The 25,587-nt window shown below is 45.5% G+C and carries 26 protein-coding genes and 1 other annotated feature; of the genes, 21 read left to right on the forward strand and 5 right to left on the reverse strand.

Annotated elements, in window-relative coordinates; all coding sequences use genetic code 11:
* The first annotated feature begins 14 nt into the window (after positions 1 to 14).
* The 3 genes from dnaB to IGK61_RS00070 all read left to right on the forward strand — a co-directional run bounded on the left by dnaB (position 15) and on the right by IGK61_RS00070 (position 3,941).
* Positions 15 to 1,385 carry a replicative DNA helicase gene (gene dnaB, locus IGK61_RS00060; protein WP_005226374.1) on the forward strand — a complete coding sequence of 457 codons (1,371 nt, stop codon included), beginning with the start codon at positions 15 to 17 and terminating at the stop codon, positions 1,383 to 1,385.
* Positions 1,386 to 1,632: 247 nt separating this feature from the next.
* Entirely contained in the window at positions 1,633 to 2,925 is a 1,293-nt protein-coding gene (locus IGK61_RS00065) for an adenylosuccinate synthase (protein WP_005232916.1), read from the forward strand.
* Positions 2,926 to 3,065: 140 nt separating this feature from the next.
* A complete protein-coding gene (locus tag IGK61_RS00070) occupies positions 3,066 to 3,941 on the forward strand; it encodes a DegV family protein (protein WP_016611673.1) in 876 nt (291 codons plus the stop codon).
* Between the two features lie 101 nt (positions 3,942 to 4,042).
* Here IGK61_RS00070 and IGK61_RS00075 read toward each other — a convergent pair whose 3' ends face one another.
* Entirely contained in the window at positions 4,043 to 5,665 is a 1,623-nt protein-coding gene (locus IGK61_RS00075) for an ABC-F family ATP-binding cassette domain-containing protein (protein WP_005226380.1), read from the reverse strand.
* A gap of 208 nt (positions 5,666 to 5,873) precedes the next feature.
* Here IGK61_RS00075 and IGK61_RS00080 point away from each other — a divergent pair, with 208 nt between their 5' ends.
* Entirely contained in the window at positions 5,874 to 6,692 is an 819-nt protein-coding gene (locus tag IGK61_RS00080; protein WP_074535556.1) for a ZIP family metal transporter, read from the forward strand.
* 55 nt (positions 6,693 to 6,747) lie between these two features.
* On the opposite strand, the gene IGK61_RS00085 is transcribed toward IGK61_RS00080, so the two are convergent.
* The gene (locus tag IGK61_RS00085) at positions 6,748 to 6,951 is read right to left on the reverse strand and encodes a hypothetical protein (RefSeq protein ID WP_008376766.1); all 204 of its coding nucleotides are present in this window, start codon (positions 6,949 to 6,951) and stop codon (positions 6,748 to 6,750) included.
* Between the two features lie 150 nt (positions 6,952 to 7,101).
* Between IGK61_RS00085 and IGK61_RS00090 the strand changes: the two genes are divergently transcribed.
* Entirely contained in the window at positions 7,102 to 7,503 is a 402-nt protein-coding gene (locus IGK61_RS00090; RefSeq protein WP_074535557.1) for a DUF4809 family protein, read from the forward strand.
* A 103-nt stretch (positions 7,504 to 7,606) separates the two neighbouring features.
* Here the strand turns inward: IGK61_RS00090 and IGK61_RS00095 are convergent, their stop codons facing one another.
* Entirely contained in the window at positions 7,607 to 8,851 is a 1,245-nt protein-coding gene (locus IGK61_RS00095) for a glutamate-5-semialdehyde dehydrogenase (protein ID WP_074535558.1), read from the reverse strand.
* Positions 8,848 to 9,663, reverse strand: coding sequence for a glutamate 5-kinase (proB, locus tag IGK61_RS00100; RefSeq protein ID WP_074535559.1), 816 nt, complete (start codon positions 9,661 to 9,663; stop codon positions 8,848 to 8,850). The genes IGK61_RS00095 and proB overlap by 4 nt, the downstream gene beginning before the upstream one ends.
* Before the next feature lie 189 nt (positions 9,664 to 9,852).
* Between proB and IGK61_RS00105 the strand changes: the two genes are divergently transcribed.
* From IGK61_RS00105 to IGK61_RS00160, 12 genes are all read left to right on the forward strand, one after another.
* The gene (locus tag IGK61_RS00105) at positions 9,853 to 10,362 is read left to right on the forward strand and encodes a hypothetical protein (RefSeq protein ID WP_010748479.1); all 510 of its coding nucleotides are present in this window, start codon (positions 9,853 to 9,855) and stop codon (positions 10,360 to 10,362) included.
* 44 nt (positions 10,363 to 10,406) lie between these two features.
* Complete coding sequence (gene radA / locus IGK61_RS00110) at positions 10,407 to 11,777, forward strand: DNA repair protein RadA (protein WP_005226394.1); 1,371 nt, start codon at positions 10,407 to 10,409, stop codon at positions 11,775 to 11,777.
* Positions 11,778 to 11,945: 168 nt separating this feature from the next.
* Entirely contained in the window at positions 11,946 to 13,085 is a 1,140-nt protein-coding gene (locus tag IGK61_RS00115) for a PIN/TRAM domain-containing protein (protein ID WP_005226396.1), read from the forward strand.
* Between the two features lie 169 nt (positions 13,086 to 13,254).
* Positions 13,255 to 14,712 (forward strand): glutamate--tRNA ligase, encoded by a 1,458-nt coding sequence (gene gltX, locus IGK61_RS00120; protein WP_016608945.1) that lies wholly within the window; start codon positions 13,255 to 13,257, stop codon positions 14,710 to 14,712.
* Positions 14,709 to 14,907, forward strand: a binding site (T-box leader). It overlaps the preceding gene by 4 nt.
* Positions 14,908 to 14,972: 65 nt before the next feature.
* A complete protein-coding gene (gene epsC, locus IGK61_RS00125) occupies positions 14,973 to 15,509 on the forward strand; it encodes a serine O-acetyltransferase EpsC (RefSeq protein ID WP_034695645.1) in 537 nt (178 codons plus the stop codon).
* Positions 15,502 to 16,914, forward strand: coding sequence for a cysteine--tRNA ligase (cysS, locus tag IGK61_RS00130; RefSeq protein ID WP_015508686.1), 1,413 nt, complete (start codon positions 15,502 to 15,504; stop codon positions 16,912 to 16,914). The genes epsC and cysS overlap by 8 nt, the downstream gene beginning before the upstream one ends.
* Positions 16,911 to 17,333 (forward strand): Mini-ribonuclease 3, encoded by a 423-nt coding sequence (locus tag IGK61_RS00135; RefSeq protein ID WP_010748484.1) that lies wholly within the window; start codon positions 16,911 to 16,913, stop codon positions 17,331 to 17,333. The genes cysS and IGK61_RS00135 overlap by 4 nt, the downstream gene beginning before the upstream one ends.
* Positions 17,299 to 18,138: a 23S rRNA (guanosine(2251)-2'-O)-methyltransferase RlmB gene (gene rlmB / locus IGK61_RS00140; protein WP_074535560.1), complete on the forward strand. Its 840-nt coding sequence runs from the start codon at positions 17,299 to 17,301 to the stop codon at positions 18,136 to 18,138. The genes IGK61_RS00135 and rlmB overlap by 35 nt, the downstream gene beginning before the upstream one ends.
* Positions 18,135 to 18,653, forward strand: coding sequence for an NYN domain-containing protein (locus IGK61_RS00145; protein ID WP_010748486.1), 519 nt, complete (start codon positions 18,135 to 18,137; stop codon positions 18,651 to 18,653). The genes rlmB and IGK61_RS00145 overlap by 4 nt, the downstream gene beginning before the upstream one ends.
* 95 nt (positions 18,654 to 18,748) lie before the next feature.
* Positions 18,749 to 19,312, forward strand: coding sequence for a sigma-70 family RNA polymerase sigma factor (locus IGK61_RS00150; RefSeq protein ID WP_015508689.1), 564 nt, complete (start codon positions 18,749 to 18,751; stop codon positions 19,310 to 19,312).
* An 87-nt stretch (positions 19,313 to 19,399) separates the two neighbouring features.
* Positions 19,400 to 19,645: a Veg family protein gene (locus IGK61_RS00155; RefSeq protein WP_005226417.1), complete on the forward strand. Its 246-nt coding sequence runs from the start codon at positions 19,400 to 19,402 to the stop codon at positions 19,643 to 19,645.
* Between the two features lie 61 nt (positions 19,646 to 19,706).
* Entirely contained in the window at positions 19,707 to 20,159 is a 453-nt protein-coding gene (locus IGK61_RS00160) for a GNAT family N-acetyltransferase (protein WP_010748489.1), read from the forward strand.
* A gap of 95 nt (positions 20,160 to 20,254) precedes the next feature.
* Here IGK61_RS00160 and mscL read toward each other — a convergent pair whose 3' ends face one another.
* Positions 20,255 to 20,701, reverse strand: coding sequence for a large conductance mechanosensitive channel protein MscL (gene mscL / locus IGK61_RS00165; protein WP_005226421.1), 447 nt, complete (start codon positions 20,699 to 20,701; stop codon positions 20,255 to 20,257).
* A gap of 161 nt (positions 20,702 to 20,862) precedes the next feature.
* Here mscL and yfmF point away from each other — a divergent pair, with 161 nt between their 5' ends.
* From yfmF to pgsA, 4 genes are all read left to right on the forward strand, one after another.
* A complete protein-coding gene (yfmF, locus tag IGK61_RS00170; RefSeq protein WP_010748490.1) occupies positions 20,863 to 22,131 on the forward strand; it encodes an EF-P 5-aminopentanol modification-associated protein YfmF in 1,269 nt (422 codons plus the stop codon).
* Positions 22,124 to 23,422, forward strand: a complete 1,299-nt coding sequence (yfmH, locus tag IGK61_RS00175; RefSeq protein WP_074535561.1) for an EF-P 5-aminopentanol modification-associated protein YfmH — start codon at positions 22,124 to 22,126, stop codon at positions 23,420 to 23,422. Before yfmF ends, yfmH begins: the two co-directional genes overlap by 8 nt.
* A 464-nt stretch (positions 23,423 to 23,886) precedes the next feature.
* Entirely contained in the window at positions 23,887 to 24,789 is a 903-nt protein-coding gene (locus tag IGK61_RS00180; RefSeq protein WP_074535562.1) for a helix-turn-helix domain-containing protein, read from the forward strand.
* A gap of 132 nt (positions 24,790 to 24,921) precedes the next feature.
* Positions 24,922 to 25,503 (forward strand): CDP-diacylglycerol--glycerol-3-phosphate 3-phosphatidyltransferase, encoded by a 582-nt coding sequence (gene pgsA / locus IGK61_RS00185; protein WP_005226440.1) that lies wholly within the window; start codon positions 24,922 to 24,924, stop codon positions 25,501 to 25,503.
* The last annotated feature ends 84 nt before the right edge of the window (positions 25,504 to 25,587 follow it).

A 25,587-nucleotide genomic window follows, 5' to 3' on the forward strand; every position in this document is an offset into this window, starting at 1 on the left:
AAGGAGCGAATGGCATGAATGAAGTTTGGCAAAATCAAGTTCCCCCACAAGATATTGAAGCGGAACAAGCGGTCCTAGGGGCAGTCTTTTTAGATGCCGATGCGATCATCGATGCAATGGAAGTAATCGCCCCAGAAGATTTTTATCGCCGCAGCCATCAAATAATTTTTCAAGCAATGATCCAGTTGAACGACCGTAGTGAATCGATCGACTTGATTACGTTGAAAGCAGAAATTGAAAAAAGCAACAGTCTTGAAGATGTTGGCGGCCTGACGTATCTGACTGAATTGAGTCAAGCTTCACCATCAGCAGCAAGTATTGCTTATTATGCGAAGATCGTTGACGACAAAGCCACGTTACGCAATCTGATCCAAACAGCGAGCCGCATCGTAACCAAAGGCTTTGAACAAGATGAAGATGTGCAGTCGATCATTGATCAAGCAGAAAAAAGTATTTTAGAAGTATCCGAAAAGCGCAATAGCAATGGCTTCCAATCGATAGCGGAAGTCTTGAATCGGACGATCGAAACGATCGATCAGTTGGCGCAAAACAACGAAGAAATCACCGGATTACCTACGGGTTATGCGGCTTTAGACAAAATGACGGCGGGGCTGCAAAAAGAAGAGCTGATTATTCTCGCTGCCCGCCCCGCGGTAGGGAAAACCGCGTTTGCCTTGAATATCGCGCAAAATGTCGGAACGAAAACCGATCGTTCCGTAGCGATCTTTAGTCTGGAAATGGGGGCTGAATCATTGGTCAACCGGATGCTTTGTGCGGAAGGCTCGATTGAGGCCAGTCACTTGCGGACGGGGCAGCTCTCAGAAGAAGAGTGGCGGAATTTGATCGTTGCCATGGGCAGTCTTTCTAACGCCAATATCTATATCGATGATACCCCTGGGATCAAGATCTCTGAGATCCGGGCACGTTGTCGGAAACTGGCGCAAGAAAAAGGCAATCTCGGCTTGATTTTGATTGACTATTTGCAGTTGATTGAAGGAACGGGTCGCGAAAACCGCCAACAAGAAGTCTCTGAGATCTCTCGCCAATTAAAGAAACTGGCGAAGGAATTGAAAGTGCCGGTGATTGCACTGTCTCAGCTTTCTCGGGGTGTGGAACAACGACAAGACAAGCGTCCTGTTTTAAGTGATATCCGAGAATCAGGATCGATCGAGCAGGATGCCGATATCGTTGCTTTCTTGTACCGAGATGACTACTACCGCAGCGAAGGCGACGATGACGATGAACCAGAAGAACAACAAAACAACAATGTGATCGAAGTCATTATCGAGAAAAACCGGAGTGGTGCCCGAGGGACCGTCGAACTTCTATTCATCAAAGAATACAATAAGTTCTCCTCGGTCTCGCCGCGAGAAGAGTTCGGGTAAGACACCAATTATTTGAAAAACAAAGGCTCCTGCTGCCGTCTGCATTGCGCTGATGGCTGCAGGGCTTTTTTTATGTGTCGACTTTATTCGTTTTTACGTGTATAAATAATTAATGAGAAGAAAATAGTTCGTTTTTTACCCCTGAAAAATGAGAATTTAAAACGATTATTCGATTTTAGATTGAAAGAGCTTGCGAATCTTGTTACAATACTTAAGGAATGCACTAATTAAAGAAAGAGGTCATTATATGTCATCTGTAGTAGTAGTAGGTACACAATGGGGCGATGAAGGTAAAGGAAAGATTACGGACTTTTTGAGTGAAAACGCGGAAGTCATTGCACGTTATCAAGGTGGAGACAATGCCGGCCATACGATTAAATTTGACGGTGTGACCTATAAACTGCATTTGATTCCTTCTGGGATCTTTTATGCAGATAAAATCAGTGTCATTGGAAACGGGGTCGTTGTGAACCCGAAATCATTAGTTAAAGAATTAGCATACTTGAAAGAAAACAATATAATAACAGAAAACTTGAAGATCTCTGATCGTGCACATGTTATTTTACCTTACCATATCCATTTGGATCAGCTGCAAGAAGATGCCAAAGGTGACAACAAGATCGGTACGACAATCAAAGGGATCGGACCAGCCTATATGGATAAAGCGGCCAGAGTCGGCATTCGGATCGCTGATCTTTTAGACAAAGAAATTTTTGAAGAACGTCTGCGTATCAACTTAGAAGAAAAAAATCGTCAATTCGTGAAAATGTTTGATGCAGAGCCAATCGCCTTTGAAGACATTTTTGAAGAGTATTACGAATATGGCCAACAAATCAAAAAATATGTGACGGATACTTCGGTGATCCTTAACGATGCCTTAGATGAAGGCAAACGGGTTTTATTTGAAGGGGCACAAGGCGTGATGCTGGATATCGACCAAGGAACCTATCCTTTCGTGACATCATCCAACCCCGTTGCTGGGGGAGTCACTATTGGTAGTGGTGTGGGTCCTTCAAAAATCAACAAAGTCGTTGGTGTCTGCAAAGCTTACACCTCTCGGGTAGGCGATGGTCCTTTCCCAACGGAACTGTTTGATGAAACAGGTGAACAAATTCGTAAGATCGGTCGTGAATACGGAACAACGACAGGACGTCCTCGCCGTGTGGGCTGGTTTGATACCGTCGTGATGCGCCATTCAAAACGGGTCTCAGGGATTACGAACCTATCCCTTAACTCGATCGATGTTTTGAGCGGCTTAGAAACCGTGAAGATCTGTACGGCTTATGAACTAGACGGCGAATTGATCTATCATTACCCAGCAAGTTTGAAAGAGTTGAACCGCTGCAAACCAGTCTACGAAGAACTTCCTGGCTGGTCTGAAGACATTACTGGCTGCAAAACATTGGCAGATCTGCCAGAAAATGCACGCAATTACGTTCACCGCATCTCTGAATTAGTCGGTGTCCGCATTTCGACCTTCTCGGTAGGACCAGACCGCAGCCAAACCAACATTTTAGAAAGTGTTTGGGCGCAAATCTAATCTGACGCAAAAGCTTCAGAACAAGACGAAGATTTCCTGTGTTAAAAGCAGTCAACGATAAGTTTGGCTGCTTTTGATGAGAATTTCTTCTGTCTTGTTCTTTTTTTGCTATAATAGGGGGTAACGAGAGGGGTGAAACCATGTTTCAAATCATGACAGATTCCTGCTGTGATTTACCAGCAGCAAGATTAGCGGAGCTAGATGTTGCGTATATTCCGATGCTGATCGAATTAGACGGCAAAGAATATATCGATGATATGGGCAAAGAATTTGATACGGAATGGTTTTTAGGAAAACTAAAAGAGCATGCGCAGCCGACAACTTCTCAAATCAATGTCGGACGTTATATGGAGTATTTTCGGCCGTATGTCGAAGCGGGCACACCGGTCCTTTATTTAGGTTTTTCTTCAGGAATGAGCGGCTCATTCCAAAGTGCCGTCCAAGCCGTAGCCTTACTAAAAGAAGAATACAAAGAAGTTGCGATCACCTTGATCGATACGCGCTCTGCGAGTTTAGGCGAAGGCTTCTTAGTGGCTGAAGCAGCCCAACAAAAAGCCCAAGGACGTTCGTTGCTAGAAGTCAGCCAATGGGTAGAAGAAAACAAACTGCGTTTAGATTCATGGGTCACCGTCGACGATTTAAAACAATTGGAACGCGGCGGCAGAATCTCTAAAACGGCGGCAGCGATCGGCGGATTGCTGAACGTGAAACCAATCATTACCGTCGATACTGCGGGAAAATTACGCAGCGTTGATCGAGTGCGGGGACGCAACAAAGCGATCCAAAAAATCGTGGATCAAACCATCGCCAATCTTCACGAATCAAAAACCAATACGGTTTATTTTGCCAATGCTGGCGATGCCGAAGCAGCGGAGAAAGTCATCAAACGTTTGACCGAAAAAGTTCCTGACATTATTATTCATCATTATCCATTAGGTCCAACGATCTCCAGTCATACCGGCTATGGCTGCTTGGCGCTGTTTTCATTCGGCAAAGCCCGTTTAGAACAAGCGTAACCTGCCAAAAAGCGCCCGAAGCACCTAGGTAAAATAAAAGAAACGCTCCAGTTGCAGCCTTGGTGGCGGGCAACTGGAGCGTTCTTTTTTTCAAAAGCAGCTTATTGATTCATTTCTGCTACGCGTTTTTGGACATCTTTGTTTTCTAAGAATTCATCGTAGGTCGTTTCGGCACGATCCACCACGCCTTTGCTAGAGACCGCAATGATACGGTTCGCAAGGGTTTGAATAAATTGGTGGTCATGAGAAGCAAACAACAATGAGCCGGTGAAGGCCATCAAGCCATCGTTTAATGCGGTGATCGATTCTAAGTCCAAGTGATTGGTTGGATCATCCAATACCAATACGTTGGCTTTTGAAAGCATCATTTTCGACAACATGCAGCGAACTTTTTCGCCCCCGGAAAGAACGTTGACGGGTTTTAATACTTCGTCACCAGAGAACAACATGCGACCTAGGAAGCTGCGCAAGAAGGTATTGTCGTCTTCTTCTTTGCTTGCGTATTGACGCAACCAATCAACGATCGGAGTATCCGTATCAAATTCGCTGGTCGTATCTTTTGGCAAGTACGCATGCTGCGTGGTCACGCCCCAACGAACACTACCTGTATCAGGAGTGATTTCCCCCATGATGACTTTGAATAGCGTTGTGGTGGTGATATCGCTATTGGCAACAAAAGCGACTTTGTCGTCTTTGTTCAAGGTGAAAGAGATATTGTCTAAAATCTTTTTGCCGTCGATCGTCACACTGACATTGTCGACTTGCAGCAAGTCATTCCCGATTTCACGTTCTGGTTTAAAACCGACAAACGGGTAGCGGCGAGACGAAGGTTGAATATCATCAAGAGTGATTTTATCCAACATTTTTTTCCGAGATGTTGCTTGTTTGGATTTTGATGCATTGGCACTAAAGCGTGCGATAAAGTCTTGCAGTTCTTTGATCTGCTCTTCTTTTTTGGCATTTGATTGGGATTGTAATTTCGCAGCTAATTGGCTTGATTCCAACCAGAAATCATAGTTGCCGACAAACAATTTGATTTTGCCGAAGTCTAGATCGGCCATATGGGTACAAACTTTATTTAAGAAGTGGCGGTCATGGGAAACAACGATGACGGTGTTGTCAAAGTTGATCAGAAACTCTTCTAACCAGTTGATAGATTGGATATCCAATCCGTTGGTAGGCTCATCTAGGAGCAAGACGTCTGGCTTACCGAAAAGGGCTTGTGCCAGTAAGACTTTCACCCGTTGACCAGCAGTTAGATCTTTCATCAAGACATGATGCAATTCATCGGGAATGTTCAAGCCTTGCAAAAGAACCGCTGCTTCGGGCTCTGCTTCCCAGCCATCAAGTTCCGCAAATTCGCCTTCTAGTTCGGCGGCACGAATCCCATCTTCATCAGAAAAGTCTTCCTTCATGTAGATCGCGTCTTTTTCTTTCATCACTTCGTAGAGACGTTTATGGCCCATGATGACCGTTTCGATCACTGGAAACTCTTCGTAATCATAGTGGTTCTGTTTCAAGACAGCCATCCGTTCATCAGGACCTAAAGAAACATTCCCGGTCGAAGGTTGGATCTCACCAGATAAAATTTTTAAAAAAGTTGATTTACCAGCACCATTTGCACCAATCAAACCATAACAATTACCAGGCGTAAACTTAATATTAACATCATCAAACAGTTTGCGGTCTGAAAAATGCAAACTTACATCACTTACTGTAATCAATTCTTTTCCTCACTTTATATAAATTGACATGGAGTCTCCTAGCATTATAGCGATGAATGTTGAAACTTTCAAGTAAAGCCGAAGATTTCATCGGGAAAGGCTTAGGGCTGGTGAAAGAAAAATTTTGGCTGCTGCTGCCTTCCTAGTAGAACCTGACGGCTTCCTATGCTAGAGTATTGGTAGAATAGTTAGACAAAGGAGCAGACGAATGGTGGATTGGTTGGTTGGATTGTCGCCATGGCAGCAAGCGCTGGTGGGGACGATCTTTACGTATGGTATGACGGCGCTTGGGGCAGCGCTAGTCTTTTTCTTCAAAGAAATCAATAAAAATGTCCTGAATACGATGCTGGGGTTTGCCTCTGGCGTGATGATCGCTGCTAGTTTCTGGTCGTTATTAGATCCTGCGATCGCACGAGCCGAAGAAAATGGCGACATTCCGTGGCTGGTGGTCAGCATCGGGTTTGGTTTGGGTGGTTTGTTTCTATATGCAGCAGATAAGACGCTCCCGCATATGCATTTTGGGCCGAATCATGAAACAGAAGGTTTGCCTAGTCATTTGAAGCGAACGATCTTGCTGGTCTTTTCCATCACGCTGCATAATATCCCAGAAGGCTTGGCGGTAGGGGTAGCGTTTGGGGCGGCGGCTAGTGCCGATGATCCGCGAGCAGCGATCTTAGCGGCGCTTTCGGTAGCGATCGGGATCGGGATCCAAAATTTTCCAGAAGGCGCAGCCGTTTCGATCCCCTTGCGCCAAGAAGGGTTAAGCCGAACCAAAGCCTTTATGTACGGGCAAGCGTCAGGGATCGTAGAACCGATCGCCGGTGTGATCGGAGCTTTGCTGGTAACGAGTATGTCCGCTGTCTTGCCGTATGCGTTGGCTTTTGCAGCGGGTGCTATGATTTATGTAGTGGTGGAAGAATTGATTCCAGAAGCGCAGCAAACCTTAACGAGTCGCCGCCATTTTGCGGTCTTTGGCGTCATGCTAGGCTTTATCTTAATGATGGTTTTAGATGTCGCATTAGGCTGATCGATAAAAAAACACCTGACTGTTGGAAAGTCAGGTGTTTTTGGTTTTCCTGCAATTAACGATAATATTTTCTTGGCTTTTGGCGAATCGAGGTTAACCAGCGAACGATCAAAACGGCTAGCAGCAAAGGAATCCCGAAACGGAAAATCAATCCGATCAACCCACCAACAATACCTAATACGACGGATAAAACAAGGGATGCTGCGATTAAAACTGCCACGACAGTAACGATTCTTCCTAATAAACTTTCTGTATTCATTGTGACTCCTCCTAGACTTTTTTTCTTATCCCTAGCATAGCAAGAAAGAAAAAGAAACACATCCAACTTAAGACGGAATAATTGCTCCGCCGTGCGCCATAGGTTTGTGATAAACTAAACATGAATGAATCATGAAAGGAGTCAAAAAGAATGAATGCAGAAATTCTCACGAGCCAAGTCATCACAGAAGGAGGGTGCAATGCCTGTTTATCTTATGAACTCAATACCTTCACGCTGCAGCTGCCGGATGGTCGTAGTTTTTCGTTAGAAAACTTGGATGCTGCTTCCTTGGTGATGCCCATTGCCCAGATCAATCAGTGGCAGACGCGTTTATTATTAGAAGAAGACGAAGGATTGATCTATCAAAAAGGAACGCAAGAAGTAATTTTCGTAGAGGGCAGCCGTCAGGATACGTTTTCCAGCAAAGGACAGACGATTTCTTGTCCGAAAAAGAGTTGCGAAGCTGACGTCTTTGCCACAACCAATCGAGTGCTGACAGAATTGTTTGGCATCGAACCGATTTCCTTCGTTCTGCGGGCTGCACAAGCATAAGAGGACGAAAAAAAGCCGCTTGCGCATGTACCGACCTTTTAAAGTTAGCTTTTTAGTCTAACTATTGGAAGTCATGACAGCAAGTGGCTGTTTTTTCGTATCGTTACTTACGGATCTGGCCTTCGCCATAAATAATGTATTTGGTAGAAGTCAGTGCTTCTAACCCCATTGGCCCACGGGCATGGAGTTTTTGCGTCGAGATGCCGATCTCGGCACCAAAGCCAAACATAAAGCCATCGGTGAAACGGGTCGAGGCATTGACGTAAACCGCCGCCGCATCAACTTCTTTCAAGAAGCGTTGGGAAGCGAAATAATCATCGGTGATGATCGCTTCGGAGTGCTTCGTATTGTAGCGATTGATGTGGGCAATGGCTTCTTCTAGCGAAGCCACCACTTTGATCGCTAAGATATAGTCTAAAAACTCGGTTGCCCAGTCCTCTTCAGTGGCAAGCTGTGCATTGTTCAAAAACGCCAATGCTTTTTGATCCCCTCGCAATTCGACTTGCTCGGCAAACTGCTTTTCTACCATAGGCAAAAACTCCGCTGCCACTGCTTCATGGACGAGGATCGTTTCGATGGCATTGCAGACAGAAGGGCGTTGAGTCTTTGCATTCGTGACGATCGCCAGTGCCATCGGCAGCTGGGCTGCTTGGTCGATGTAGATATGATTGTTGCCGGTGCCGGTTTCGATCACTGGCACCGTGGCGGTCTCTTTGACACGACGAATCAAGCCGGCGCCTCCCCGAGGGATCAAAACATCCAAGTAATCTGTCAGCCGCATCAGCTCAGCCGCTGTTTCGTGGCTCGTGTCTTCGATAAACTGGATCGCATGGCGGGAGTGTCCATTGGCAGCTAAAGCCTCTTGTAAAATAGTCACGAGGACTTGATTGGAGTGGAAGGCTTCCTTTCCACCACGCAAAATCACGGCATTTCCTGATTTGAAACACAGACTAGCTGCGTCAGTGGTGACATTAGGGCGGGCTTCGTAGATGATGCCGATGACCCCTAAAGGCACTCGTTGTTGACCAATCAAAAGATCGTCAGCATTGCGCCACATTTTATCCACGGCACCGATTGGGTCGGGCAATTGGGCGACTTCTCGGATGCCGTTAGCCATCTCGGTGATCCGTTGTTCTGTCAGCAACAGACGATCTAGCATCGTTTGGCTGGATCCTTTGGCTTTTGCGGCGGCTAGGTCTTGTTGATTAGCAGCTAAAATCGTCTCGGTAGCTTTTTCTAAAGCATCGGCCATCGCTGCCAGTAGGTGTTTTTTTTCGCTGGCACTCAGTAAGCTTAATGTCTGGGCGCTTGCTTGAGCTTGTTGACCGATCGTTTGCAAGTTGCTCATTGCTCATCCTCCGTTCGTTGATAAAAGTGGGTGCCGACAGGTTCCCCTGCGAGCAAGTCAAAAATAATTTTCGGCTGCTTGCCGTTAGCCAGCAGCATGTGACTGTCCAAGTCTAAGATACGTTGGGCGGCTTTTAGTTTACTGGTCATACCGCCGGTTCCATAAGGACTGCCTTTTCCCGTAGCTTGTTCTAAAAGTTCTGGGGTGATTTCATTGATCTCGGAATACAAGACGGCATCAGGATCATTCAGCGGATTGGCGGAATAAAAGCCGTCGATATCAGAAAGCATGATCAAAAGCTCGGCTTTCGTCAACTGAGCGACGATCGCTGACAGCTGGTCATTGTCGCCGAATTTGGTGAGATGGTCCAATTCATCCACTGCTACCGTGTCGTTTTCATTAATGATCGGGATGATCCCCATCGTAAGTAATTGCTCTAAGGTGTTGCTAACGTTTTGACGGCTTTGGGGAAATTCGATGATGTCTCTGGTCAGCAGGATCTGTGCAGTCTGCTGGCTATAGCTTTGAAAACGCTGGTTGTAGATCGTCATCAGTTCCGATTGGCCAACGGCGGCCACGGCTTGCTGCTGCGGGATCTCCACGGGTCGTTCTTTCAAATTCAACTTGTTCATGCCAACACCGATCGCACCAGAAGAAACTAAGATGATTTCTTTGCCTTGGTTTTGCAAAGCTGCTAAGACAAAGGCTAATTCATCGATGCCAGCTAGATTGATGGCACCATTGGGATAAATCAACGAGCTGGTGCCGATTTTTACAACGATTCGGTTTTTGTTTGAAAGATCTGCGCGCATATGCCACCGCCTATTTTTTGATATTTTTTCTATTGTACTCGCAAACGGGCGTTTCGTCATGTCCTTTTTTCTTTTTGGTCTATTTTTAAACGAAGAAATTGTAAAGACTTTTCGATAATTGTGTTTTCCATGAAGAAAATAGTTCTTCCTATGCTAAAATAGCTATATGTTTTATTATTGGAGGAACCCATGAAATTACGAGGATTTGAAATTATTACAGCATATAAAGAAAAAAGCATCACCTTGCCTCAACGTGCCACCCATCATGCGGCTGGTTACGACTTTGAAGCAGCGGAAGAAATCGTGGTGCCAAGCATTTGGAAAGCGGGCGTGATCGACGGGGTCAAAGCGCTTTTTGCTAAAGAGACCGCAAAACAGTTGAAGCCAACCTTGATTCCCACGGGGATCAAAGCCTATATGGGGGAAGACGAGTATTTGCAGCTGACAAATCGTTCCAGCAATCCTTTGAAACGTTTCTTAGTCTTGACGAATGGTGTCGGCGTCATCGACAGCGATTACTATGACAATCCAGATAATGAAGGGCATATCATGTTTCAGTTTACCAATTTCGGCCCCACAGATGTCGTCATTAAAAAAGGCGAACGGATCGGCCAAGGAATTTTCTTGCCGTTCTTAAAAGCTGATCAAGATACAACCACTGCCAGCCGAACCGGCGGCTTTGGCTCCTCGAATCAGTAAATCCTGCCTGGGGGTCTGTTTGATAGAAGTAGTGGAGGAGATCAATGGCAAAAAAAGCAAAAAGTCAATTTGTCTGTCAAAATTGTGGGTATAGTTCCCCTAAATATTTAGGGAAATGCCCCAATTGCGGCAGCTGGAATTCAATGGTGGAAGAAGTGATCCAAGAAACCGCCGATCGTCGAGTACGTACGACATTGACGGGGCAAAAGATGCAGCCGACGAAAATCGCCGATGTCGTACCGAAAAAAGAACCGCGGGTCCAAACGAAACTCGCTGAGTTGAATCGCGTCTTAGGCGGCGGCGTGGTCCCAGGCTCCTTGATTTTGATCGGTGGGGATCCAGGGATCGGAAAATCGACGCTGCTCTTGCAAGTTTCCCAGCAATTAGCAGCGATCGGCGGGACGGTCTTGTATGTGTCAGGAGAAGAAAGTGCCGAACAAATCAAAATGCGGGCGCAGCGCTTAGGCGCCATCGACACAGAATTTTATCTCTATGGGGAAACGGACATGTCAGAGATCAGTAAAGCGATCGAAAACATCCGCCCAGATTATGTGATCATCGATTCGATCCAAACCATGACCCAACCGGATATCACCAGCGTGGCAGGCAGTGTCAGCCAAGTGCGAGAAACGACCGCAGAATTGCTGAAAATCGCCAAAACCAATGGCATCGCCATCTTTATCGTTGGCCACGTGACGAAGGAAGGCTCGATCGCAGGACCGCGGATGTTGGAGCATATGGTGGACACCGTCTTGTATTTCGAAGGCGAAAAGCACCACAGTTTTCGAATTTTGCGGGCCGTCAAAAACCGCTTTGGGTCCACCAATGAGATCGGGATTTTTGAAATGGAAGAAGGCGGGTTGAAAGAAGTCGCCAATCCGTCACAAGTCTTTTTGGAAGAACGCTTAGAAGGCGCAACCGGATCGGCGATCGTAGTAGCAATGGAAGGCAGTCGGCCAATCTTGGTGGAGATCCAAGCACTGGTCACGCCAACGATGTTCGGCAATGCCAAACGCACGACGACGGGGCTAGACTTCAACCGCGTCTCGCTGATCATGGCGGTTTTAGAAAAACGGGCAGGCTTGCTGCTGCAAAATCAAGATGCCTACTTAAAAGCAGCCGGCGGGGTCAAATTAAATGAACCCGCGATCGATCTAGCGATCGCTGTTAGTATCGCATCTAGCTACAAAGAAAAAGGCACCAGCCCGACGGAGTGTTTTATCGGTGAAATTGGCTTGACGGGTGAGATTCGCCGAGTCAACGCGATCGAGCAACGGGTCAAAGAGGTGCAAAAACTAGGTTTTACGAAAGTTTATTTGCCGAAAAATAATCTGACTGGCTGGCAGCCGCCCAAAGGCATCGAAGTCGAAGGCGTGTCTACCTTAGCCGAAACCTTGCGGAAAGTCTTCCGTTAAAGTGGAGTCAATGCAAGAGCAAGGGGCAATCGCCTCTCCTCTTGCCCTGACGCTGTTGATTCATTCGTTTGAACCAACCGACCGACAGCCGCTGACAGGCGGAAGGAGCCTGTCTGGCAGCACGGATTTTTGAACAAAAGAAACCTACTGGAGTATGGAGGAACATGTATGCAGAAACGAGTCATTACCGCACTAATGGTACTTGCCGGAGCAAGTCTGGGGATCTCACTGATGCCTATCGCATGGCAAGCCATTGGGCAAACCCAAAATGAATGGCTGAATAATAACATCACTAATAGTTTGCTTGGAGCCCTTATTTTCTTTTTATTATCTTTACTATTAGCGAAATATATTGCAGCCGGTATTCGCAAAATTGAAGAAAAACTAAGTGAATTGAGCTTAACGTATCTCTTGTTTGGCGCAATTGGTTCGATCATCGGTCTGATGATCGGTGTGATCGTGTCGATTCCTTTTTACAATTGGGATATTCCTTTTATCAACGGGATCGCCCCAATCTTAGTGATGGTCCTGTTAGGGTATCTCGGTTTTCAGATCGGGACGACACGGATCGATGAATGGAAAAAAGTCTTTGCCCCAAAAAACAAAAAGGCAGAGCCCCAAGAGCAAGATGAACAGCAGATGCTGGAAAGAAAAATCGCGGACCATTTCCACAAATACAAAATTTTGGATACCAGCGTGATCATTGATGGTCGGATCTATGACATTGCTAAAACGGGCTTTTTAGAAGGCGTCTTGCTGATCCCGAATTTTGTCTTGTATGAATTGCAATACATCGCAGATTCTGGCGATAGCTTGAAACGGGTTCGGGGCCGCCGCGGCTTGGATATTTTGAATGCTTTGCAAAAAGAAGAAGGCATCGCAGTTGAGATGTATGAAGGCGATTTTGAAGACATCTCCGAAGTCGATAGCAAGCTGATCAAGTTAGCGAAGATGCTGGATGGTGTCGTCGTGACCAATGATTACAATCTAAACAAAGTTTCTGAATTTCAAAATGTGCCTGTCTTGAATATCAATGCGTTAGCCAATGCGGTCAAACCAGTGGTGATTCCAGGAGAAAGCATGCACGTCTTAGTGGTGAAAGCTGGCACGGAGCGCCAGCAAGGGGTCGCTTATCTAGATGACGGGACGATGGTCGTGGTGGAAGATGGCCAGCATTACATGAATGAACACATCGAAGTGATCGTCACCAGCGCCTTGCAAACGGCAGCTGGGCGGATGATTTTTGCCAAACCAGCCCATTCTGGTCGCGGCATCGACAACAAAGAAGGATCGAAATCAGAGAAATAATCCTAGGCAGCTGGCGTAAAATATGCCAGCTGCCTTTACTAATTGGGTTATTGATTGTACAATTCAACTTGAGGGTTCTGTTTTTTACGCGGGTCTTTCCCACTAAACTGAACAATAAGCCCCAAGCAGCTTGGCTGGCTTGGAAATCAGATGAAGGAAGAGGAAAACAATGACAAAAGTACGTGTACGTTACGCGCCAAGTCCAACAGGACATTTACACATCGGGAATGCTCGGACGGCTTTATTCAATTATTTGTTTGCTCGTCACAATGACGGTGAATTTATTATCCGAATCGAAGACACCGATCAAAAAAGAAACATTGAAGATGGTGAAAAAAGCCAGCTTGAAAACTTGCAATGGTTAGGAATGGATTGGGACGAATCACCTGAAAATCCAGGAGAATACGGTCCGTATCGTCAATCAGAACGCGGCGATATCTACCAACCACTGATCGATCAATTGCTTGCAAGCAATCGTGCGTATAAGTGTTATTGTACGGAAGAAGAACTGGAAGCCGAACGTGAAGGCCAAAGAGCTCGTGGCGAAATGCCCCATTATGCAGGGAAATGTGCCAACTTAACACCAGAAGAGCAAGCCGAAAAAGAAGCACAAGGCTTGAAACCAGTGATTCGTTTCCGTGTCTCTCGCAATACTGAATACAAATTCCACGACATGGTCAAAGGCGAGATCGTTTTTGAATCAGATAATGTCGGTGGCGATTTTGTCATCCAAAAACGTGACGGTATGCCGACTTACAACTTTGCAGTAGCAGTCGATGACCATCATATGAAAATCACCCATGTGCTGCGTGGAGATGACCACATCGCCAACACACCAAAACAGTTGATGATCTATGAAGCATTTGGCTGGCAAGCACCAGAATTCGGGCATATGACGTTGATCATCAATAGCGAAACCGGGAAAAAATTAAGCAAACGGGACGAATCGATTCTCCAATTCATCGAGCAATACCGTGAGTTGGGTTATCTACCAGACGCTATGTTCAACTTCATTGCACTTTTAGGCTGGTCACCAGTAGGGGAAGAAGAAATCTTCTCTCAAGAAGAATTGATCAAAATCTTTGATCCAGAACGGTTGAGCAAATCACCAGCTGCCTTCGATGCCAAGAAGTTGGAATGGGTCAATAATCAGTACATGAAACAAATGGATCTGGATGAATTGACGGCAATGTGCGTCCCTTACTTGGTAAAAGCCGGTCGCATCGAAGAAACATTGACCGAAGAAAAAGCTGCCTGGTTGAAAAAAATCGTTTCCTTGTATCAACCGCAAATGAGTTTTGCGGCACAAATCGTCGACCTTTCGGAATTGTTCTTCGAAGAACACCCTGAATTAGATGATGCAGCCAAAGAAGTCTTAGCAGGAGAAACTGTACCGACGGTTTTGACAGCCTTTAAAGAAAAATTACAGGCGATGCCAGTCGTTGAGGCTGCGGCAGTCAAAGCAGCCATCAAAGAGATCCAAAAAGAAACAGGCATCAAAGGCAAGAATTTATTCATGCCGATCCGCGTGGCGGTCTCAGGCCAAACCCACGGACCAGAACTACCAGATACCGTTGAATTATTAGGGAAAGAAAAAGCCCTTGATCATTTGAATAACGTGTTATAAACACAGCGAATAGACGAAGTACTAGCCGATTTTTTTCAGAGAGACCACGGAAGGTGAGAGTGGTCAAAAAAGGCTAGGAAATGCACCTAGGAGTGGCTTTGGCGCAAGTCAAAGACGAAGCAGCGGACGTTACCCGCTTGAAGGCAGTGCCGAACTGCGAACAAAAGTGGGACCACGCAAAAAAGCGTCTTTTGAATAAGGAAACTTATTTGAAAGACGCTTTTTTCGTATCAAGAAGTTTGGATAAAGTAGGTGAGAAGATGACTTGGTTCAAAAAAGCAATTGCGGCAACAAAAAAACATGATCCATCGGTACGATCAACGTTGGAGATCATCATCACATACCCAGGATTTCATGCCTTGTTTTGGCATCGTTGGTCGCATTTTTTGTTTCAGCATCGCTGGTATTTTTTGGCAAAACTGACGGCCCAGTTTTGGCGTTTCTTGACTGGGATCGAGATTCATCCTGGTGCGCAGATCGGCCAAGGGGTCTTTATCGATCATGGGATGGGCGTCGTGATCGGGGAAACGGCGATCATTGAAGATGATGTCGTCTTGTTTCACGGGGTCACCTTAGGGGGAACCGGTAAAGAGCGGGGCAAGCGTCATCCCACGGTTAAAACCGGTGCGTTTCTCTCAGCCCATGCGCAGATCTTAGGCCCTGTCACGATCGGTGAGCGTGCAAAGATCGGCGCCAATGCAGTGGTTTTGAAGGATATCCCTGCAGAAGCAACTGCTGTCGGAATCCCAGCAAAGATCGTTCGAATCAAAGGAAAGAAGGTTATCCACGATGATTAAAATCTATAATACGCTGACACGGGAAAAAGAAGTGTTTCAGCCATTAGAAGAAAAGAAAGTAAAAATGTATGTTTGCGGACCCACCGTCTATAACTACATCCATATCGGGAATGGCCGCAGTACTGTGTCGTTTGATACCGTGCGCCGTTATTTTGAATACCGCGGCTATACAGTGGACTATTTGATGAATTTTACCGATGTCGATGATAAAATCATTCGTGCGGCAAAAGAATTAGGCACGACGGCCCCAGAAGTGGCAGAGCGTTTTATCAACGCCTTCAATGAAGATACCGCAGCGCTGAACGTCAAACCTGCTACGATGAATCCTCGTGTGATGGATCATATCGAAGACATCATTGCCTTTATTGCTGCTCTTGTAGAAAAAGGCTATGCCTATCCAGTCAATGGCGATGTTTATTACCGTACCCGCAAATTTGCTCACTATGGGCAATTAAGCGACCAATCCATCGATGAGCTGGAAGTCGGCGCAAGCCAGCGGACCGGTGAAGAACAAAAAATCAAGGAAGATCCGTTGGATTTTGCTTTGTGGAAAGCGGCAAAAGGCGATGAGATCGCTTGGGAATCTCCTTGGGGAGCCGGTCGTCCTGGCTGGCATATCGAATGCTCGGTGATGGCGACCAAACACCTAGGCGAGACCATCGATATTCATGGAGGCGGACAAGACTTGACCTTCCCGCATCATGAAAATGAGATCGCCCAAAGCGAGGCGAAAACTGGCAAGACCTTTGCCAACTATTGGATGCATAACGGCTATGTGACGATCGGTGAAGACGAAGAAAAAATGAGTAAGTCACTGGGCAACTTCGTCACAGTGCATGAGATGGTCAAAAAAGTTGATCCGCAGGTGCTGCGTTTCTTTTTGGCAACGACCCAGTACCGCCGACCAATCAAATACAGTGAGACTACCTTGCATGAAGCACAAACCAACCTGCAAAAATTGCGGACGACCTATGAAAATGCCAAATTCCGCTTGAATAGCAGTCATTATCAAGCCAGCGATGAGGAAGTCAATGCAGCGGTTCTGGAAGAATTTGAAGAACGTTTCGTCAAAGAAATGGACGACGATTTCAATGCGGCTAACGGGATCACTGTGGTCTATGAATTGGCGAAGTGGCTGAACTTAGCTAGCGAAGACCCAGAAACAGATTTGGCTTTATTAGCCGCTGGATTAGCCAAATTCAGCGAATGGCTGACGATTTTCGGGATTTATTTTGTATCCGAAGAATTGCTGGATGAAGAAATTGAACAGCTGATCAATGAACGGATCGCCGCCCGCAAAGCCAAAGATTTTGCCCGCAGCGACCAAATCCGTGATGAGTTGAAAGAACAAGGGATCATCTTAGAAGATACCCCGCAAGGAACCCGATGGAGACGAGAAGCATGAGAGATTATAAACAATTGAATGGTTTGGCATTGGCCTATGTGGGGGATGCGGTCTATGAAGTCTATATTCGCGATTATTTAGTCGCCCAAGGCCAAACCCGCCCGAACCAACTGCACCATATGGCGACCCACTATGTGTCGGCCAAAGCCCAAGCGGCATTGATCCAAAAGATGTTGGATGAAGAGATCCTGACCGAAGAAGAATATGATTTTTACCGCCGCGGCCGTAATAGTAAAAGCCATACGGGTGCCAAAAATGCCGATGTCACGACGTATCGTATCGCTACTGGCTTTGAATCGCTGATCGGGTATTTGCACCTCACGCAGCAAAAAGAACGCTTAGACGAGCTAATAGACTGGTGTATAAAGAAAGTAGGAGAAGAAGATGCGAGAAAAACCGCAAAGAAAGCGTCCAAATAAAAAAACAGCTGGCCGATCAGAAGCCAGACAAGAAAATAGACCGGATCGCCGCAAAGAAGCCGCTGGAGAAGCCATCGAAGATAATTTTGTCTTCGGCTATCATGCGGTTGCTGAAGCCTTGAAAGAAGGGCGAGGCAACAAGCTATTTCTTTCCGAAGAAGCACGGGGAGAAAAAATCGATCGTTTGAAAGAAATGGCGCGGGAACAGGCAGTTCCGGTCAAATGGGTGCCAAAACAAAAGCTGGATATGATGAGTGACCAAGGGGTCCATCAAGGCATGATCTTGGCGATCACCCCTTATCAGTATTTGACCTTGGATGAATTGTTGGCCCAAACGAAAGAACAGCCGCTGTATCTGATTTTAGATAATCTAGAAGATCCCCATAATTTCGGCTCCATCATGCGAACCGCTGATGCCAGCGGCGTAGACGGGATCATCATTCCAAAACACCGTGCGGTGGGGATCACGCCGATCGTGGTGAAAACGTCGACCGGCGCAGTGGAACATATCCCTGTGGCCCGCGTGACCAACTTGACCCAAGCAGTCCAGCAGCTGAAAAAAGCTGGTTTTTGGATCTTCGGTACGGATATGAGTGGCAGTGATTACCGCACATGGAATGCCAAAGGGGCGGTCGGTTTGATCATCGGCAACGAAGGTCGCGGCATGGGGGAAGGTTTGAAAAAAGAAGTGGATCAAATGCTGACGATCCCAATGACCGGGCACGTGCAGAGCTTAAATGCCAGTGTGGCGGCAGGTTTGTTGATGTATCAGGCCTTTACTAGCCGAAATGGGGCGTCCCAATGAAAACCCCTTTGCTGATCGTGGATGGCTACAATATGATTGGCGCTTGGCCGGAGCTGGTTCTTTTGAAAAATCAGGACCGTTTAGAAGATGCCCGAGAAGCCTTACTGAATCGGCTGTCGAATTATGCAAAATATGAAGGGTTGAAAATCATCGTTGTTTTTGATGCTCAACTGGTGCCTGGTGTGACCCAAAGTTACACCAAATATCAGCTGGAAGTTATTTTTACCGAAGAAGGAGAGACCGCCGACAGCTACATCGAACGAATCGCTGGTGAATTAAACAATCGATTGACCCAAGTCACCGTCGCTACCAGCGATTTAGCCGAACAGTGGGTGATCTTCTCTCAAGGTGCTTTGCGAACTTCGGCACGGGAATTGTACAAAAGCGTGGAAAAAACGGAAAAAGACATCCACGAGCATCAAACCGACTTGCGGTTTGAAAATTTCCGACGCAATTCCCCTTGGTCACCTGAACAATTAGCCGAACTTGAAAAGAAATTGCAAGACCTTAGTTAGGGACAAAGTTGGTCTGGTAAATTAGAAGATGTCCCAGCCATTTATGATACGCTCCTTTTGTAGCAAATGAAGCAAAAACAAAAGGAGTGATCTCGATGCGCACAAAGGAAAGACAAGTATCGCACCGTTCAGATAGATTTGAAGAGTTGTTCAGAAAATATCGACCGATCGTTGAGATTTTGCATAAAAAATATTATCTGCGGGATTATGACTTAGACGATTGGCTGCAAGAAGGCAGGATCGTTTTTAATAAGTGTCTAAAGACTTACGATAAGGACAAAGGAACGACCATCGGTATCTTGTTTAAGCGTTCCTTTGAGAACCGTATCTGCAGCCTGTTGCGGGCGCAGCATGCCCAAAAACGCAAAGCCCAAGTCGATGCCTGCTCGCTGGAAGAAAAGCTTTTACAAGAAGGCAATCGGTTTTTGACCGATCATAATCGCTGTGCGGAAACTGCAGAGACCTACTTGTTCGTTAATGAATCGTTGGCAGAGTATCCGAAAAGTTTATCGTCTTTAGAACGAATGGTTATAATGAATTATTTAAAAGGATTAGAACTTGATCAGATTGCCGCTCAAGAAAAGCTGCCTTATGAAAAAATAAAAAGCGCTTTCAGTCGCGGTCGGACAAAGTTGATAGCGCTTATCAAGGGTGTTTAACAAAAATCTTATTGAAAGTAGAATTATTTTATGGTAAACTTGAAATTTTCTGCTTTTCGTGGTATGATGATGCTCGAGGTGAATGCGATGCCAACAACTTTAGCTACGATCAAGAAAGATTTAGAAGGCCGTATCGGTAGTGAGATTATGCTAGTTGCTCAGACTGGACGTAAGCGTCAAACTGAACGTCGCGGCGTTTTGACAGAAACTTATCCTTCAGTTTTTGTTGTAGATTTGGATCCAAATGAGAATTCATTCGAGCGGGTTTCTTATAGTTATTCAGATATTTTAACTAGAACTGTTGAGATTGAATTTTTATCAGAAGCTGTTTGAAACAAGAAGAGTTGACACTTTGTTGACTCTTTTTTGGTTCAATAAGATAAGGAGTGATGGGATGGCGTTTTTTCTAAAAGAGTTAGGGGAAATGACTGGGGTGGAGTTTTATCAGCTTGCCCGTTTGCGTACAGCGGTTTTTGTGGTGGAACAAGCGTGTGCGTATCAAGAGATCGATGCGATCGATGCACAAGCCAAACATTTATGGGCCCTTGATGAGGAAGGGCAGATCGTTTCGTACGCCCGTATTTTCCAGCAGGAACAAACGGTGCATTTTGGTCGGGTCATTGTGGCACCAGCATACCGAGGGCAAAAAGAAGGCCATCGTCTGATCAAAGAAGTTTTGCATCGCATTGAGCAGTGTTATCCAGCTTTGCCTATTGAGATCGAAGCACAAGCCCACTTAGAAAAATTCTACGGCCAGTATGGCTTTAAAACCATTACACCGCCTTTTTATGAAGACGGGATCCTGCATGTCGGGATGAAAAAAGAAGCAAGCACAGCGACTCTCTAGCGAGGTTCGCGTGCTTGCTTCTTTTAGCGCTATGATTGATGGATCGGATGAATCCGAATCGCTTCTTTCGACCTTATTGACTAAGAGCCGTTTTTTTATCGGATCGTATCGTCCAATGATGTTGGACGTGGATCAACAGTGTTGGCAGGAGGCGTTTGCGCTTTTAGAAGGTCACGAATCTCTTCTAAATAATCCTCTGCAGTGACTTCTGGTACTTCCTCTTCCTCAGGTTGTTGTTTCAGATTGCGTAGTTTGTTGACTGCTTTGACAATCAAGAACAAGACAAATGCGGTAATCAAGAACGTAATAATGGCAGTAATTACGCGGCCGAAATCAAAGACTACATTTTTGGCAGGTTCAAAGACCAAACCAGAAAAGGCATCTGCATTACCAAAGAGTGATAAGATCCATGAAACCAATGGTGTCAGCAATCCTTCAACTAAACTAGTGACGATTGCGGTGAAGGCACTCCCGATCACGACCCCGATCGCCAAGTCAATGACGTTTCCTCGTAAAATAAATTCTTTAAATTCTTTAATCATCCTGTATCCTCCCTTCTAAATCTTACTGACAGTATAGCGAAAAACGCGGGATTTATAAAAAAAAACGCTCGCTGCAGCAGGTTTGATCAGCGAGCCGAGGAGAAAGTTTGTCAGCTATGCTATAATTGAAGAGATAATTTTGCTTCTAGAAGGGGTGTCACATGTCTATTGAATTAAAAAAAGGTGTTCGGTTAACGGTGCTACCGACCAAAAAGTATAAAACGATCCGTTTTTTCGTTCGGTTTACTGCACCATTGCAGGCTGAAATGACCGCCAAACGGACCTTATTGACCAGTTTATTAGAAACGACTAGTTTGGCTTATCCGACACAGACCGCATTTAGCAGTCAGCTGGCAGAGCTTTACGGTGCCAGCTTTGGTATGAATGTCAACAAACGGGGCAATCTGCATCAGATCAATGCAGCGATGTCCTTTGTCAACGGGAAGTACGTGTCAGATGAAGCAGTATTGCCGCAAGCAGCCGCTTTTTTAGCAGAAGTTTTGTTCCATCCGAATGCCCACGAGGAGCAGTTTGAAGAAAAGAACTTCACCATCGAAAAGCACAACTTGATCGCCTATATGAACAGCGTGGCAGAAGATAAGCAAGCATTGGCTTCTTTAGGGCTGCAAGAGTTGTATTTCGAAAACGATCAGAATCAGAAGTATCCGAGCTTTGGCCGTCCCCAAGACTTAGAAGCTGTGACCGCAAAAGAGCTTTACCAAACCTATCGCTCAATGATGGACAATGATCAAATCGATATTTTCGTGATCGGCGATGTGGTTGAAGCAGAAGTTGCGGCACTCTTCCAAAACATGGCTTTTACCGATCGGCCAGACCAAGCAATGCCGGTCTTTTATCAGCAAGCGGCGGAAAACATCATTCGCGAGAAAATCTTGCGGGAACCAATCATCCAAGCTAAATTGAACCTAGGCTATCATACTGGCGTGTATTATGACCAAACCGAGCGGATCGCCTTTATGGTCTTCAACGGGTTGTTTGGCGGATTCCCTCATTCAAAACTGTTTATGAATGTCCGAGAGAAAGAAAGTTTGGCGTATTATGCTTCCAGCAGTATCGATACGTTTCGTGGGTATTTGTCGGTCCAAACAGGGATCGATGGCAAAAACCGCGACAAGGTCTTCAAATTGATCGAACAGCAGCTGCAAAGCTTGCAGCGTGGCGAAGTCACCGCGGAAGAACTGGCACAAACAAAAGCGATGTTGAAAAACCAGTACTTGCTTTCATTGGATAACCCACAAGCACTGATCGAAACAGCCTATCTGAATCAGTGGGTACCGAATACGAAAATGACGGAAGATGAATTTATGCAGAAATTGGCACAAGTGACCGTGGCAGATGTCCAAGCATTGGCTCAAAACGTGTCCTTGCAAGCTGTATTCTTCCTGGATAAGGAGACGACCCATGAATAAAAAAGTCTATCAGCAAATCAATGAGACCCTTTATGAAGAAGTATTGCCAAACGGCTTGAAAGTTTATTTGCTGCCAAAAGCCGATTTCCATAAAACTTACGGACTTTTCAGTACGAACTATGGCTCTGTCGACAATCATTTCGGGTTTTCACCCGAAGCATTGCATCAAGTCCCTGATGGCATTGCCCATTTTCTAGAGCACAAACTGTTTGAAAAAGAAGACGGCGATGTCTTTCAAACCTTTGGTCAGCAGGGGGCTTCTGCCAATGCCTTTACCAGTTTCACGAAAACCAGCTACCTTTTTTCGGCAACCGATCAAATCAAGCTGAACCTTGAAACGTTGATCGATTTCGTCCAAGCCCCGTATTTCACAGAAGAAACCGTCGAAAAAGAAAAAGGGATCATTGGTCAAGAAATCCAAATGTATGATGACGATCCGAACTGGCAGCAGTTTTTCGGCATCATCAAAAATCTGTATCCGAAGCACCCCTTGCATATCGATATCGCTGGTACGGTGGAAAGCATTGCGCAGATCACCGCAGAAGACTTGTATCTTTGCTACAATACCTTCTATCACCCAAGCAACATGACGCTTTTTGTGGTAGGCAATATCGATCCTGAAGAAACGATGGCGTGGATTCGGACCAATCAAGCGTCCAAGACCTTTCCAGAAACGCAGGCGATCATTCGCCAGTTTCCTGAAGAAACCTTTGCCGATATTCAAGCAGAATCAAGTCTTACCATGCCAGTAACACGTGCCAAAGGCGTATTAGGGATCAAAGGGGACTTGAACAAACTGCCGAAATCAGGAAGAGAGCTCTTGCGCTTCAAAAATGCGTTGAATCTTTTCTGCCAATTGGTGTTAGGCAATACTTCCGCCAATTATTTGCGTTTGTATGATCAAGGCATCATCGACGACACATTTGGGTTTGAAGTGAACTTGGATCGCGGCTTTTACTTTGCCGACTTCTCGGGGGATTCTGAAGAGCCAGAAAAAATGTTGGCAGAGATCGAAGCGATCGTAATGAATTTCCCGCAAGATCCAGAGATCAATGAAGAAAACTTGACGTTATTGAAGAAGAAAATGCTAGGGAAATATTTCCAATCACTGAACTCACTGGAGTTTATCGCAAACCAGTTTACCCAAAGCTTATTCGGTGAAACGACGCTCTTTGATCTACCGGAGGTGATCCAATCGATCACTTTGGAAGATGTTCAGCAAGCGGCTCGTTCCTTTATCGATCCTAAAGCGTTTAGCCGTTTTTACATGTATCCAACGGAAAAAGCCTAAGCGAAGGCTGGTTTTGTCAAACAGCTGTCATTTAAGCGACACTGACTGATTCAAGGAGGAAGGCCCAACAGCTCAAGGGCTGCCCAACTCCTAGATCATTCAGTGTTTTCTTTTTGCGTCAAAGGGTGGTTTTTTCTTGCAATTTGATGCCAATTTGGCGAAAAGTATTAAAATTTGTTTGCGAGTTGTGGTTAGGCTATCCTCAGACTTTTTCTTTTATGGTATTCTTTAATTATTGAAGCAAAATCTTTTTTTGTTTTTTTACAAAAATTCACGGAAAAAATGTTATATTTAGTAGACGGCGCGCCCAGATGGCAATCGGCGTGACGGAGTTTTTTTTATTGACGTATACAGGGAACCCCTGTTTTAAAATGATAGAGCAGCTTTGCTGACCTTACGACAAGCAGCGAAGCGATTTTAGGGCTTTTTTTAAAGATGAATAAAAGACTGGAGTAGATGATCGAGTGGCCAACGAAACAACGATTGGAGCAAAATTACGGCAAGCCCGTTTAGATAAAAACATTTCATTGATTGAATTACAACAAATGACAAAGATCCAAAAACGCTATTTAGAAGCAATTGAAGCAGAGCGTTTTGATCAATTGCCAGGCACTTTTTATGTCCGTGCGTTTATTCGCCAATATGCAGCAGCGGTTGGAGAAGACGGCGACAAATTGGTAGCCGTTTTTGATGGCAAAGATACGTTAGACGCCCCCTTACCAAAAAGACCGCAGCCTGAAACCGTCAGCGGCTCACGAAAAGCACAGCACGTAGAAGAAAAAAGCGGCTCATTTGTCGTCCGCTATTTGCCGATGATTCTATTAGGTCTGGTGGCCATTACGATCGTGAGTATCGTGGGCTACATGGCTTGGCAAGACCGGAATACAACGCCGATGATCCAAGGAAGCTCTTCTCTTGTGGTAGAAAATTCAGCGTCTACCGCTTCCACCACGTCAAGTACGGAAGAAACCAGTACTTCGAGTGAAGCGACGGAGTCCTCAAGTACGACGGAATCCAGCGAAGCGAAAATGACGATGACTGCCAGTGATTCGACGCAATCGTCGATCACGATCACGATGAAAGATGCGGAAAATCCTATTGAATTAGCATTTACTGGGCTAGATGCTTCTTGTTGGGTCGGTGTACAAGTCGACAACGCTTATGTGTACCAATACACTGTTCAAGCGGGGGAAACGCAATCGATGACGTTGCCAGAAGGCGCCACGAATGCGACCTTGACCCTGGGCGCAAGCCAAAACATCTCCATCAAGGCCAATGGTCAGGAAGTGGACTTTTCTGATCCGCAATTTGAATTGTTACAAAAGACGGTCCGCCTCGTGATTGAATACCAAGACGATGCGGCTTAAATCTGACAAATGCGCCTTATTGAGGTATCATTAGCTAAAAAGTTATCTGTTGCATCCGACCATTGAAAAGCAGAAGTAGTGGCATGATTTGCCGTTATTTCGTACAATAGTCGGCAGAGAGGAGTCTATTTCGTGAATTTACCCAATCAATTAACTGTATTACGGATCATTATGATCCCCATCTTTATTTTGGTCTTGGTTTTGCCAATCGATCTTGGCACGCTGACCGTTGGTACGACACAATTAGAAAACACGCACCTTATTGCAGCGATCCTTTTTGCGGCGGCCAGCATTACAGACTGGCTAGATGGCAAGATCGCTCGTTCCAGAGGCCTTGTTACCAACTTCGGGAAGTTTGCTGACCCGTTAGCAGATAAAATGCTCGTCATGACGGCTTTTATCATGCTGGTTGAATTAGACAAAGCCCCAGGCTGGGTAGTTTCGATCATCGTTTGCCGCGAGTTGGCAGTGACAGGGTTACGCTTGTTGTTAGTGGAACAAAGCGGGGAAGTCATGGCTGCTGCGTGGCCAGGAAAAATCAAAACCGCGACACAAATGGTTGCGATCATTTTCTTGTTCTTGAACAACATTCCCTTTTCAATGATCGGTTTGCCTATCGATCAAATCATGTTGTATCTATGTTTGATCTTCACGATCTATTCCGGGGTCGATTATTTCATAAAAAATACGAATGTTTTTAAAGATTCTATGTAAAATTTCTAGATCTAGATAAAAAAGCGATAAAAACAAGGATACAAGTCACGAAAGTTCAGAAGTTTTCTGGACTTTTTTTGTCAA

The organism is Enterococcus sp. AZ063, from assembly GCF_051715045.1.
Lineage (GTDB): Bacteria > Bacillota > Bacilli > Lactobacillales > Enterococcaceae > Enterococcus_D > Enterococcus_D casseliflavus.